This is a genomic window from Acidovorax facilis (assembly GCF_023913775.1).
Lineage (GTDB): Bacteria > Pseudomonadota > Gammaproteobacteria > Burkholderiales > Burkholderiaceae_C > Acidovorax > Acidovorax facilis.
This window is the reverse complement of sequence record NZ_JAMXAX010000007.1, coordinates 21,250-33,099: the sequence shown is the minus strand read 5'-3', so window position 1 is coordinate 33,099 and position 11,850 is coordinate 21,250. Positions and strand designations below refer to the sequence as shown.

At 64.3% G+C, this 11,850-nt stretch carries 12 protein-coding genes; 2 read left to right on the top strand and 10 right to left on the bottom strand.

Annotated elements, in window-relative coordinates:
- Positions 1 to 148 precede the first annotated feature (148 nt).
- Positions 149 to 1,189 carry an AraC family transcriptional regulator gene (locus NFX52_RS04160; protein ID WP_055402615.1) on the top strand — a complete coding sequence of 347 codons (1,041 nt, stop codon included), beginning with the start codon at positions 149 to 151 and terminating at the stop codon, positions 1,187 to 1,189.
- A 7-nt stretch (positions 1,190 to 1,196) separates the two neighbouring features.
- On the opposite strand, the gene NFX52_RS04155 is transcribed toward NFX52_RS04160, so the two are convergent.
- From NFX52_RS04155 to NFX52_RS04110, 10 genes are all read right to left on the bottom strand, one after another.
- Complete coding sequence (locus NFX52_RS04155; protein WP_055402617.1) at positions 1,197 to 2,279, bottom strand: 2Fe-2S iron-sulfur cluster-binding protein; 1,083 nt, start codon at positions 2,277 to 2,279, stop codon at positions 1,197 to 1,199.
- A gap of 17 nt (positions 2,280 to 2,296) precedes the next feature.
- Positions 2,297 to 3,016 carry an ABC transporter ATP-binding protein gene (locus NFX52_RS04150; RefSeq protein WP_055402619.1) on the bottom strand — a complete coding sequence of 240 codons (720 nt, stop codon included), beginning with the start codon at positions 3,014 to 3,016 and terminating at the stop codon, positions 2,297 to 2,299.
- Positions 3,013 to 3,771: an ABC transporter ATP-binding protein gene (locus tag NFX52_RS04145; RefSeq protein WP_055402621.1), complete on the bottom strand. Its 759-nt coding sequence runs from the start codon at positions 3,769 to 3,771 to the stop codon at positions 3,013 to 3,015. The genes NFX52_RS04150 and NFX52_RS04145 overlap by 4 nt, the downstream gene beginning before the upstream one ends.
- Positions 3,768 to 4,763: a branched-chain amino acid ABC transporter permease gene (locus NFX52_RS04140; RefSeq protein ID WP_082437672.1), complete on the bottom strand. Its 996-nt coding sequence runs from the start codon at positions 4,761 to 4,763 to the stop codon at positions 3,768 to 3,770. The genes NFX52_RS04145 and NFX52_RS04140 overlap by 4 nt, the downstream gene beginning before the upstream one ends.
- 195 nt (positions 4,764 to 4,958) lie before the next feature.
- A complete protein-coding gene (locus NFX52_RS04135; RefSeq protein ID WP_055402712.1) occupies positions 4,959 to 5,879 on the bottom strand; it encodes a branched-chain amino acid ABC transporter permease in 921 nt (306 codons plus the stop codon).
- A gap of 36 nt (positions 5,880 to 5,915) precedes the next feature.
- Positions 5,916 to 7,127, bottom strand: coding sequence for an ABC transporter substrate-binding protein (locus NFX52_RS04130; protein WP_055402623.1), 1,212 nt, complete (start codon positions 7,125 to 7,127; stop codon positions 5,916 to 5,918).
- A gap of 44 nt (positions 7,128 to 7,171) precedes the next feature.
- Positions 7,172 to 7,519: an anthranilate 1,2-dioxygenase ferredoxin subunit AndAb gene (andAb, locus tag NFX52_RS04125; RefSeq protein ID WP_055402625.1), complete on the bottom strand. Its 348-nt coding sequence runs from the start codon at positions 7,517 to 7,519 to the stop codon at positions 7,172 to 7,174.
- 8 nt (positions 7,520 to 7,527) lie between these two features.
- Entirely contained in the window at positions 7,528 to 8,013 is a 486-nt protein-coding gene (andAd, locus tag NFX52_RS04120; protein WP_055402627.1) for an anthranilate 1,2-dioxygenase small subunit AndAd, read from the bottom strand.
- A gap of 12 nt (positions 8,014 to 8,025) precedes the next feature.
- The gene (andAc, locus tag NFX52_RS04115; protein WP_055402630.1) at positions 8,026 to 9,306 is read right to left on the bottom strand and encodes an anthranilate 1,2-dioxygenase large subunit AndAc; all 1,281 of its coding nucleotides are present in this window, start codon (positions 9,304 to 9,306) and stop codon (positions 8,026 to 8,028) included.
- Between the two features lie 189 nt (positions 9,307 to 9,495).
- Positions 9,496 to 10,500: an AraC family transcriptional regulator gene (locus NFX52_RS04110; RefSeq protein WP_055402631.1), complete on the bottom strand. Its 1,005-nt coding sequence runs from the start codon at positions 10,498 to 10,500 to the stop codon at positions 9,496 to 9,498.
- A 319-nt stretch (positions 10,501 to 10,819) separates the two neighbouring features.
- Between NFX52_RS04110 and NFX52_RS04105 the strand changes: the two genes are divergently transcribed.
- The gene (locus NFX52_RS04105; protein ID WP_055402634.1) at positions 10,820 to 11,728 is read left to right on the top strand and encodes an alpha/beta fold hydrolase; all 909 of its coding nucleotides are present in this window, start codon (positions 10,820 to 10,822) and stop codon (positions 11,726 to 11,728) included.
- Positions 11,729 to 11,850: the final 122 nt, after the last annotated feature.

Here is an 11,850-nt window from a genome sequence, read left to right as displayed (position 1 = left end):
CACCCGGGGCATGCACAAGAATAGAAAAGCAGCCCGCGCATCCACATCCCGAAAGCGCAGGGCGTATCCCACAAACGCATGTTTTCGCGCCCCTGCCGTGGCGTGTTTCGTGCTTTCCCAAGAACCAACATCCCACCGGCCAAACCGCATGCACACCGCCCAGCAGAACAGCACCGCGCACCCGCTACCGCTGGAGCGCTATCGCCTGTTCGACAGCCACGACCTGGACGAGGCGCGCGAGTTCGTGGGCCGCGTGTTCTGCCCGCATGACCTGGCCACACTGCGCCCGGGCGCGCAGCTTGACGCCTGCCACCACAGCGTGCCCCTGCACCGCGACGCAAGCCTGAACTACGTGCAGTACGGGCCGGCGGTGCGCATTGAGCCTGGCCATTTGGGAGGCTTTTACCTGCTGCAGATTCCGCTGCGCGGCGGCGCCATGGTGCGGTGCGGCAGCCAGGCCGTGGAATCGCATGCGCTCATGGCCTCGCTGCCATCGCCCACTGAAGCGCTGTCGATGCACTGGCATGACGACAGCCCACAATTCATCGTCAAGATAGACCGTGCCGCTGTGCAATCACGCTTGTCTGCACTGCTGCAGGCGCCCTTGCACCAGCCGCTGGTGTTTGACCTGGGGGTGGACCTGACCAACCCGGCACTCTTGGGCATGACGAGCTTCATTGCCTACCTGCGCTCTGCGGTAGAAACCAATGCCATCCTGCTGGGACACCCGGTGCTGGCCGAGCAGGCCGAGAACCACCTGCTTACCAGCCTGCTGCTCAGCACGGGGCATAACTACTCAGCGGCACTGGCCTCGGGTGCATTCAGTTCTGGCGCAGTGCCCACGGTGCTGCCGCGCGTGGTCAAGCGTGCGCAGGAGTACATGCACAGCCAGTTGGAACAACCCATCACCCTGGCCGATGTGTGCGCGCATGTGGGCGTCAGCGCCCGCTCGCTGCAGCAGACCTTTGCGCAATGCACGGGTAAGAGCCCCATGGCATTCCTTCGGGATTTGCGGCTTGATGCCGCCCGCACGGCACTGCAAAGCAAGTTTGCAGAACGTGCACCGCAGGTGTCGGATATCGCCGCGCGCTATGGTTTTTTTCACCTCGGCCACTTTGCAGAAGGCTACCGCCGGCGCTTCGGCGAGACGCCCTCAGAGACACGCCAGCGCCTGGGCCCACCGCACTGATCCCCGCTCACCCCGGCTGTGCCACGAAGGCATCTGCAAAGAACAGGGTGGACTGCATACCGGCCAAGGCCATAAAGTCTCGCCGCGCGGCATTCACCATGGCGGGCGCACCGCAGGCATACACCTCATGCTGCGACAAATCTGGATGGTCCTGCAACACGGCCTGATGTACCCAGCCCCTCCGTCCCGTCCAACCATCGGCTTCGGGGGAGTCTGACAGCACCGGCACATAGGTCAGGCGTCCCTTCCAGGCCTGTTCCCATTCCTTGCAGAGGTCATGCAGATACAGGTCCTGCCGCGCGCGGCCGCCCCAGTACAGGGTGATTCGGCGTCCACTCCCCGCAGCAAGGAGCTGCTCCACCAATGCCTTGATAGGCGCAAAGCCTGTTCCGCTCGCCAGAAGAATGGCCGGGGCATCGGTGGCGGTGTGCATGCCGAAGGTACCAAACGGCCCCTCAATGCGCAGCACATCGCGCACCTTGAGTTTGCCGAACACCTGGTCCGTGAAAAGGCCGCCCGGCAGGTGGCGGATGTGCAGCTCCAGCAGGTCAACGCCCTCACGCGCCGGGGTGGCCAGCGAATAACTGCGACGCCGGTTGCCAGGCAGCAGCACATCCGCGTAGTGCAGGCGCTGGCCTGCGGGCGGTTGCAACTGCACGCGCACCACATCAGGTGCAAGACGCTCCATGGCCGCCACCCGCACCGGTAGCTTGCGCACATCGATACCCGGAATGTGGGGGATCTCGGCACACTCCAGCTGCAGGTCACCCGCTGCAGCCGAGCAGCACAAAAGGCGCTGGCCCTGGGCCAGGTCTTCAGCCGTCAGCGCGGAGGGTAAGGCCCCAGCAATATCCTGGACCGGCCCATGCAGCACCTGCGCCCTGCAGGCGCCGCAGCTGCCCGTTTTGCAATGGTGGGGCAAGCGGATGCCTGCGCGCGCTGCGGCGTCCAGCAGACTCTCGCCAAGCTGCGCCACAAACATCTTGCCGGCCGGCAGCAGCGTGACGCGGTGCTCCTGCGCACGGAGTTCAGCGTATGCCTGCGCAGATGGCGATTTCTGTAGATCCAAGTCCACATCACAGTCCAGCATGGTCGGCCCTTCAACCCTTACACCGTAAGGTAACGCGCCCACAGGCTGCGGTCTGCATTGAGCGCAGCAGAGTCGCCCTGCCACACCACCCGCCCGCGCTCCAGGATCACATGGCGGTCTGCAAGGTCCACCAGGCGGTGCACGTATTTGTCCACCACGAGAATGGTCTGCCCAGCGGCCTTGAGCGTGGCCAGGCAGCGCCAGATCTCCTCGCGGATCACCGGCGCCAGGCCTTCGGTGGCTTCATCCAGGATGAGCAGGCGCGGGTTGGTGGACAGCGCTCGGCCAATGGCCAGCATCTGCTGCTCGCCCCCCGATAGCTGGTTGCCCAGGTTGTTCTGCCGCTCCTTCAGGCGCGGAAACACAGCGTAGATGCGCTCCAGGTCCCACGCATCGCGCAGGCCATTGCGGTGGTCGGCAAAGGCCACCAGATGCTCGCGCACGGTGAGGTTGGGAAACACATGCCGCCCCTCGGGCACGATGGCCAGGCCCAGACGGGCGATGGCATCGGTCTTGAGCCTGCCGGTCGCCTCCCCCGCAAAGCGGATGCCACCGGCTGTAGGGCGCAGCGCACCGACCAGGGCTTTGATCGTGGTGCTTTTGCCCATGCCGTTGCGGCCGAGCAGCGAAACCACTTCGCCTGCCGCGATCTGAAGGTCAATACCAAACAACACCTGGCTCACGCCATAGCCGGCCTCCAGGGCCTGGCAGTTCAACAGGGGCTCTGGCGCGCTCATGCGATGGTCTCCAGCGTTTCGGTGCCCAGGTACACAGCCTGCACCTCGGGATGGTTGCGGATCTCGTCGGGCTTGCCAGCGGTGAGCACACGGCCATACACCAGCACGGAGATGCGGTCGGCGAGGCGAAACACGGCCTCCATGTCATGCTCGATGAGCAGCACCGCCATGTCCTTGCGCAGAGCCTCGATGAGCTGCACCATCTGTTGCGACTCATCTGGCCCCATGCCCGCCATGGGCTCATCCAGCAGCAGCAGCTTGGGACCCGCAGCCAGTGCCAGCGCCACATCCAGCGTGCGCTGTGCGCCATGCGGCAAGGCCCCCGCCGTCTCGGCAAGGCTGTGCTGCAGCCCTACGCGCTCTGCCAGTTGGTCTGCCTTGGCGTACAGCTCAGCGGCTTGCGAACGTGGCTGCAGGAAACGAAAGCTGGAGCCACTGTGCGCCTGCACCGCCAGCAGCAGGTTGTCACGCACGGTCTGCGCAGGGAAGATGCGCGTCACCTGGAAGCACCGCGACAGCCCGTGGGCCACACGGCCGTGCATGGGCAGCGGAGTGATGTCCACGCCGTCGAGCAGCACACGCCCTGCATCGGGCTGCAGCAGGCCCGATATCTGGTTGACCAGCGTGGTCTTGCCAGCGCCGTTGGGGCCAATCAGCGCATGGATCTCTCCCCGCTCCACCGACAGGCTCACATGGTCGGTGGCCAGCAGGCCGCCAAAGCGCTTGACCAGGCCTTCGACTTGAAACAGGCTCATCGGGCACTCCTTGCACGCCGGTCTGCCAGCGCCGCCAGGCCCTGGGGCGCATACAGAGCGGTGACGATCAACAGCGCCCCCAACGGCATGTGCCAGTAGTCGGTATTGAGCTTGAGCACCTCTTCGAGCGTGAGCCACACCGCAGCCCCCACTGGCCCGCCCCAACGTCGGCCCAGGCCACCAATCACCACCATCACAATGAGCGTGGCCGATTGCGTCCAGTGCATCATCGACGGGCTCACGAAGCTGTTGCCAGTGGCCAGCAACGCACCAGCCAGTCCCGCCACCGCCCCCGCCAGCACAAATGCAGTCAGCTGCAGCAGATACACCGGGTAGCCCAACGCCCGCATGCGCGTTTCGTTGTCGCGGATGCCCGTGAGCGCTGCACCAAAACGCGAGGCCGTGGCCCGGTCAAGCCACCACAGCACCAAAGCCACCAGCGCCAGCACCACCCAATACAGCGTGGACTCATCGGCCCCGTTGAGGCCCAGGCCCAGCAGCGGCCGCATGGGCAGGGTGTAGCCGTCGTCGCCGCCATAACTGCGCAGTGACACAAACACGAAATACAGCATCTGCGCAAAAGCCAGCGTGATCATGATGAAGTACACGCCCCTGGTGCGCAGCAATACAGCGCCAATCAGCAACGCCGCCAATGCCGCCAATGCCATGGCTGCAGCCCACACAACCCAGGCCGATGTCACGCCCGCATCCGAGAGCATGACCACCGCATAGGCCCCCACGCCCACGAACCCGGCATGACCCAAGGCCACCATGCCACCAAAGCCCATGATGAAGTTCAGGCTGGCAGCAGCCAGGGCCACCACCAGCACGCGGCGCACAAAACCGATGTAGAAATCCAGACCCAGGGCCGATGCCACCAGCGGGAACAGCGCCAGCGCCACCAGCAAGGCCAGCGGCAGCAGTGCGCCACGCCAGCGCGGCACATTCTCCTGCTGCAACGCGGAAAAAGTAAAACTCAGGGAAGAAGGCATATCAGGTTCCGTCGGTTCTATACGCCACCCGCAGCGCATGGAACTGGCGCGGCCAAGGCCAGTGCCCCCGCGCAAGAGCCGCCCCGCCGCAAAGGCGGCGTATCCAGAGCTTGCGCTGGGGGCGTCCCCCTCCCGACTCGCGCCGCGAGTCGAGAAAGGGGTGAAGGCGCGAAGCGACTCAGGGGGTGTTTCATTTCAGCCCTTGGCAGAAAACAGCCCCGCAGGGCGAAAAGACAGCACTGCGGCCATCAGCGCGTACATGGCCACTTCGGCGCACAGCGGCCCCAGGTCGGCAGCCACGGCGGGCGGCAAGGTAGCGCGCAGAAGCAGCGGCAGGAAGGCTCGGCCAATGGTGTCCACCAGGCCCACCAGCAGCGCGGCCACAAAGGCGCCCCGCACCGAGCCAATGCCGCCGATGACAATGACCACCAGCGCAGGAATCAAAATGGACTCACCCATGCCCACCTGCACGGCCATGATGGGTCCCATCAGCGCACCAGCCAGTGCGGCCAGTGCAGCACCCAGCAGAAAGATGCCACTGAACACGCGCTTGACGCGCACGCCCATCAGCTCGGCCATCCACCGGTCGGATGCCCCCGCCCGCACCAGCATGCCCACGCGGCTGTGGTTGACCAGCAGGTACAAAAGCCCTGCCACCAACACCCCTGCGCCCAGCACCACCAGGCGGTACGAGGGGTAAGGCAGCCCGGCAAACAGCTCCACCGGCCCCGCCAGGGCTGCGGGCGTGGGGGCCATGATGGGGGACGGGCCCCACACCATCTTTACGGCATCGTCGGCCACCAAAATCACACCGAACGTGGCCAGCACCTGGGCCAGGTGGTCACGCCCATACAGGCGGCGCATCAGCGTCACCTCCAGCAGCACCGCCACCAGCATCGTGGCCGCTATGGCCACCAGCACGGCGCCTGCCAGCGAGCCGCTTTGCACATGCACGGTGGCCGCCACATAGGCCCCCACCATGAACAGCGAGCCATGCGACAGGTTCATCACGTCCATGATGCCGAAGACCAGCGTGAGGCCCGCAGCGATGAGGAACAGCATGAGCCCATAGCCCGTGCCGTTGAGCAACTGCTCGAAGACAAGTATCGGATTCATGGTGCGCAAGGGCCTGTTCAAGTGGGCTGCCAACGATCACTTCAACGGGCACTGGCTGGCATAGGCATCGCCGTAGTTCTCCAGCACCGTCTTGATGGTCTTGTTGGTCACACGGCCTTCAGCGTTCTTGCCGATGGTGCGCAGGTAGAAGTTCTGCACCGGGAAGTGGTTGTTGGCGTATCGGAACGTGCCACGCACCGAGGGAAACTGCGCCTTGGCAAAGGCCTTGATAAGAGCCTCCTTGTCGCTCACCTTGCCGCCCACGGCCTTCACAGCGGCGTCCATGGCGGCAATCACGTCATAAGCCTGGGCTGCGTAGATGGAGGGATAGCGGCCGCCGTACTCCTTGCGGAAAGCCGACACAAAGGCCTTGTTGGGCGCGTTGTCCATGTCATGCGCCCAGTGTGTGGTGTTGAACAGGCCCAACATCGGTTCGCCCACCGCACCGATGATGTCTTCGTCGGCCGAAAAACCGCTGGTGACCAGCATGATGTCCTTGGACAGGCCTGCGCCCACAAACTGCTTGATGAAGTTGATGCCCATGGCACCTGGCAAAAAGAAATACACCGCATCAGGCTTGGCCGCGCGCAGCTGGGCAAGCTCGGTGGCGTAGTCGATCTGCCCGACCTTGGTGTAGATCTCGTCGGCCACCTGGCCCTTGTACTTGCGCTTGAAGCCGATGATGCCGTCCTTGCCCGCCGGGTAGTTGGGCGCCATCACCACCATGCGGCCAAATTTCTGATCGGCAGCAAACTGCCCAGCAGCCTCGTGGAACTGGTCATTCTGGTAGGCCGTGCCGAAGAAATACGCGTTGCACTGGGCGCCTGCGAGCTGGCTGGGACCGGCGTTGTTCGAGAGGTAAGGCACCTTGGCCGCGAACAGCGAAGGCGCCACCGCCAGCGCCACGTTCGACGCGATGGGGCCGGTGAAAAGGTCGATCTTCTCGCGCTGCACAAAGCGGTCCACCAGCTGCTTGGCCTGGTCGGGGCTGCCGGCCATGTCGGTTTGCACAAACTCGACCGGTTGGCCGCCCAGCTTGCCCCCGAGCTGCTTGATCGCCAGGGCAAAGCCGTCACGCGCCTCGGCACCGGGGCCTGCAAATGGGCCCGAGATATCAAGCGCCATGCCGACCTTGATGGGGCCGGACTGCGCAATCGCAGATACGCAGCTGCAGGCCGCCAGGGCCACCAGAGCCGTCAGGCGTGCCACAACGTGCACGCGAGAGGATGAGCGAAATGTGAGAGCCATCTTCAGTCCTTGTCTAACAACGTTCAAAAGAAAATCGGTGTGCACTACACGCCCACCTCGACCCGCCCCGCCACCACGCGCACCGGGAACGTGCGCACCGCTTCGGTGACCGGTGCCTTGCAGGGAGCGCCCGTGCGGATGTCAAAGGTGCCCTGATGCAAGGGGCATTCCACACAGCCGTCTTCCACGTAGCCATCGGACAACTTGGCGGCACCGTGGGTGCACAGGTCGTACAGGGCGTACAAGCCCTCTCCTTCGCGGAACACCGCCACGGGCAGTCCGCCCACCACCACGGGCCAGACGGCGCCGTCCGGGAAGTCATCGGGTTCGCCCACGTCGTGCCAGGCGGCGCAGGTGTGCCCGGTGGTTTCAATGTCTGTGGTTGTTTGCATGGTGGATCTCAGATGGGGGTGGCCAACAAGGTGGGTACGCGCAAGGTGTCGTACACCACCCGCTTGCTGCGGTAGCGCCACTCGCCTTCGTGTTGCACCACCTCGTCGAGGTAGGTGCCCGCCTGGTACACGGTGGAATCCCCGGCCTGACCGGTGATCACCACGATGTAGCTCGACTGCGTGCGCACCACGTCGTCCTCCACACTGGTGATGACCAGGCCCGACGTGGCGTGGCGATAGGCATGGTCCTCAAAGATGTTGGCGTGGCGCAGGGAGAGCACACGGTCGCGCAACATGCCGGCGTTGCGGCAGTACACGATGGGCGCAGGAAAGCCCGCATCGAAGTTCTCCTTGGGGATGATTTCGTAGCGGCAGTCCTCCACAAAAAAACCAGGCCAGTCTTCCAGCCGGTTGGTGTCCAGCGCGCTCACATAGCGGTGCTGCAGCTCCAGCAGCTCGGTCCACAGTTGCAGTCGTTGTAGTTGTGTTGTCATCTCCGTGGTTCCTCAATAGCCCATCAGCTTCTGGTAGCCCACCCAGAAGCGGCGGATCAGGTTTTCGGTGATGACGGTGTCTTGCTGGTCTGGCGCCTCGCGCGCCATGGCGATGTAGGAGTGCTTGTCGCCATCGCGCACCGTGCCCCGCTGCACCAGCTCGGTGGCCTCGGTGTCTTCCATCGAGATATAGCCCGCAGGCCCCACCAGGTTGGCCTGCAGCAGGCGCAGCTCGCGCATCTCGGGCGTGTCGTCCTCGTAGCCAAAAAAGTGAAACACCAGCTCGAAGTTGCTGGGCCCCTTGGGCAGCAACTGGCGCGCCACCAGCGTGTTGTGGATTTGCTGCACCACCAGCTGCGGAAAGATGGGCTGGATGTGGTTGGTGGTCATCTCATCGAACTCCTTGATCTGCCCCAGCAGCGTCGGGTCTTCGAGCGCAAAGCCTTCGTCCATCGAGCGGATGTTCTGCGCGCTGTAGGCCGCAGCGGTATCCGTCTCCACCTCAGGCTTGGTCACGGTGATGATGCTGTGCAGGCCGTGGTTCGCATCGGGGATCGAGCGCGCCTTCATCCCCACGCGGAAGATGTTGAAGGTGGTGTGGAACAGGTGCAGCAGGCTCGCGTGGTACGGGTCCTTCACGTTCTCGAAGTACAGCTTCCAGTTCGACTTGGAGTACTGCCGCGTGCAGCCCAGGTAGACGATGGGCTTGTGGAAGATTCGGTCGATCCATGGGCGCATCTCGGCGCCCAGGTAGTCAGGCAGTGGTGGGGTTTCGCCGCTGAAGGTGGCAAACAGCAGCCCCTTGTAGCTGTCCACGCGCAGCTTGTGCAGGTTGTGTTCTTCGGGCTTGAAGTCCTTGGGCATGCCCACCATGCCCTTTTGGCCCCGGCGAAACGGCACACCCTGCAGGTCGCCATTGGCCGCAAAGCTCCACTGGTGGTACACGCAGGTGTGGCTGGCGGCATTGCCGCGCTTTTCGCGGCACACCATGGCGCCACGGTGCGCGCAGCGGTTGACCCAGCACGAAAGGCCTTCAGGGGTGCGGGTGACCACCACGGGCGTATCGCCAATGAACGTGGATTTGAAGTCACCCACATTGGGGATCTCGGCCTCCAGGCCCAGAAAGCTCCACACGGGGCCACGGAAGATGCGCTCCTGCTCGCGGTCATAGACCTCTTGCGCGCTGAACACCCGGTACGGCACGTTGGAGCCGTCAGGCTGCGGGAAAAACACCTGGCGCTGGGCCTTCAGCGAGGCGGGTGGTGCGACTTCAACAACCGGGATTTCAGACATGGGCAACACCTCTTGGATGGGGATACCTCCATGCTAAAAATCGAAGCACACTCGCGCTATCCAGTATCGGCACAGTGCGCGCAACGCCTGTCCGGTTCTTGCAAATCTGATGCGAGTTGTGCAACGCCGGAGCATGCGACAGCCCCTGCGCCACGCAGGCGACTGCAGCAGTCGTGGTGGCCAGTGAAACTACGCGCCAGCCGTCTGGCTCGGCAGCTCGCCGAAGCGCTCGCGGTAGTAGCTCGAAAAGCGGCCCAAGTGGCCAAAGCCAAATTCCAGCGCGGCATCTGTCACGCAGTGGCCCGGCTGCTCCAGCAGCCGCGCACGCACGGCGTCCAGTCGGCGGTTGCGCAACAGCACCATGGGGGACTCGCCATGGTGGCGCTGGCACAGCATGTTCAGCCCGCGCACGCTCACGCCAGCGGCACGCGCCAGGTCTTCCAGCGCCACGGGGGCGCTGAGGCGGCTGCGCATGTAGTCATCCAGCCGCTCCAGGCGGCGCAGGTCGCCTGCGGCAGCGGCACTGGAAGGCAGTTCGATCTGTGGCACCGTAGGCTGTATAGGTACCGGCATGCCCTGCGCACACGATGCAAGGAACAGCGCCACGTTGCTCTCCATGTGATCCACCCAGCGCACCTGGGCGGCGCTCTCCACCGTCTGCTGGCTCACGTGCAGCAGGGACTGCATCAGAAAATGCCACTGCTGCCCCTGCACCGAGGACAGCGCAACGATGGGGTGCACAAAACGGGTGTCGTTCTGCAGAGATTCGGGTGCCCAGGCCCGCAACAACTGGCACGGCACCTTGAGGATGAGCTGGCGCGCGCCCTGCTGCCAGCGCATGTGCAGGTCGCGGCGCGGCGCGATGAGCGCAGCGGCCCCCGCAGGCAGGCGGATCGGTACCCCATCCGACACCATCTCGGCCACGCCCGACAGCGACAGATGCACAAGGACAAAATCATCGAAAGGGCGCGGGCGGATTTCCACCTCTGCACCGTATTGCAGCATGAACATCTGCAACTGGCGGATGCGCACCTTGGACAACGCAGTGTCCACCGCACCACTGCACCATTTAAGGCCGTGGTCCGAAAACTCGCGGGCCACCAGATCATGGGAATCCACCCGCGCGTCCGAGGTGAACACCGGCCGCCGCTGCAGGGCGGACAGGTCCAGAGACAAGGCAGACGGGGACGCCATCGGATAAGACCTCTTCGTGGGAATAGGCGCAGCACATTCGACGATGCGCTGCTTGATATGCGTCAAAACAGCAATTTCCATACCCAAGGGGTCTTATCCGTCTTTTGTCCGTTGCAGGCCCTTTGCCTGGAGGGGCACATTCCATCGCGCTCCCTGGCTTTCGCTGCCTGCGCAGCCCTCACTACCTTGAGCCACCTAGGCGACAGGCCCCGCCCCACGGCTGGCTGGCACCCGACGTAACATTGCCGCCACACCGGATGCGTGCTTTGCAGCCACCTGCGCAGCCCCACCCCACACTGACCGCCCTGCCCTTCTCTCCATGTACCAAGCCCTCAAGCCCTCCCGCAGCAGCACGCTGCCATTGCGCCACCTCGATTACCACGTCCGCCACTGGGGCCCTGAGCAGAGCCATCTGCCCACGCTGGTGCTGGTGCACGGCTGGATGGACGTGAGCGCCTCCTACCAGTTCACGGTGGACGCGCTGCAGCAAGAGCGGCGCATCATCGCGCCCGACTGGCGCGGCTTCGGGCTCACGTCCAGCGCGCAGGCCGACCATTACTTTTTTGCCGACTACCTGGCCGACCTGGACCTGCTGCTGGACCACTACGCGCCCGGCGAGGCCATCGACCTCGTTGGCCACAGCATGGGCGGCAACGTGGCCATGATGTACGCCGGTGTGCGGCCCGAACGCGTGCGCAAGCTGGTCAACCTCGAAGGCTTCGGCTTGCCCGCCACGCGGCCCGCGCAGGCGCCCACGCGCTATGCGCAATGGATCGACGAAATCAAGCAGCTGCACCAGGGCAACAAGGACCTCAAGACCTACGACAGCGCCGATGGCGTGGCGCGCCGCCTCATGAAGACCAACCCGCGACTGTCGGAAGACAAGGCGCAATGGCTGGCCCAGCACTGGGCGCGACCCAACGCGCAGGGCCTGTGGGAGATCCTGGGCGACCCTGCGCACAAGATCACCAGCGCCCAGCTGTATCGCGTGGACGAAGCCCTGGCCATCTACGAGCGCATTACCGCCCCCGTGCTGGCCATAGAGGCCAGCGGCGACAGCCTGGGCCAGTGGTGGAACGGCCGGTACACGCTGGACGAATACCACCAGCGCCTGACCCATGTGCGCAACTGCCGCACCGCTGTCGTCGCAGACGCGGGCCACATGCTGCACCACGACCAGCCCGAGCAGGTGGCGCAGCTCATGGAGCAGTTCCTGAACGAAGCGTAGCCAGAATTTGAGCCCAATTGGCCGCTAGCGCTTATCCAAAAAGCGCTAGCAGCTATCATTTTTGAAATTTTGTCCCCACAGATTCTCCGTTTGGCAAGCCCTCTGTCAGTCCAGTTGCCCAG

What these genes read in the sequence shown, in the direction of transcription:
- NFX52_RS04160 (WP_055402615.1), top strand. Translation starts at nt 149, where the DNA reads ATGCACACCGCCCAGCAGAACAGCACCGCGCACCCGCTACCGCTGGAG.
- NFX52_RS04145 (WP_055402621.1), bottom strand. Translation starts at nt 3,771, where the DNA reads ATGAGCCTGTTTCAAGTCGAAGGCCTGGTCAAGCGCTTTGGCGGCCTG.
- andAc (WP_055402630.1), bottom strand. Translation starts at nt 9,306, where the DNA reads ATGTCTGAAATCCCGGTTGTTGAAGTCGCACCACCCGCCTCGCTGAAG.
- NFX52_RS04150 (WP_055402619.1), bottom strand. Translation starts at nt 3,016, where the DNA reads ATGAGCGCGCCAGAGCCCCTGTTGAACTGCCAGGCCCTGGAGGCCGGC.
- NFX52_RS04135 (WP_055402712.1), bottom strand. Translation starts at nt 5,879, where the DNA reads ATGAATCCGATACTTGTCTTCGAGCAGTTGCTCAACGGCACGGGCTAT.
- andAb (WP_055402625.1), bottom strand. Translation starts at nt 7,519, where the DNA reads ATGCAAACAACCACAGACATTGAAACCACCGGGCACACCTGCGCCGCC.
- NFX52_RS04130 (WP_055402623.1), bottom strand. Translation starts at nt 7,127, where the DNA reads ATGGCTCTCACATTTCGCTCATCCTCTCGCGTGCACGTTGTGGCACGC.
- NFX52_RS04105 (WP_055402634.1), top strand. Translation starts at nt 10,820, where the DNA reads ATGTACCAAGCCCTCAAGCCCTCCCGCAGCAGCACGCTGCCATTGCGC.
- NFX52_RS04140 (WP_082437672.1), bottom strand. Translation starts at nt 4,763, where the DNA reads ATGCCTTCTTCCCTGAGTTTTACTTTTTCCGCGTTGCAGCAGGAGAAT.
- NFX52_RS04155 (WP_055402617.1), bottom strand. Translation starts at nt 2,279, where the DNA reads ATGCTGGACTGTGATGTGGACTTGGATCTACAGAAATCGCCATCTGCG.
- NFX52_RS04110 (WP_055402631.1), bottom strand. Translation starts at nt 10,500, where the DNA reads ATGGCGTCCCCGTCTGCCTTGTCTCTGGACCTGTCCGCCCTGCAGCGG.
- andAd (WP_055402627.1), bottom strand. Translation starts at nt 8,013, where the DNA reads ATGACAACACAACTACAACGACTGCAACTGTGGACCGAGCTGCTGGAG.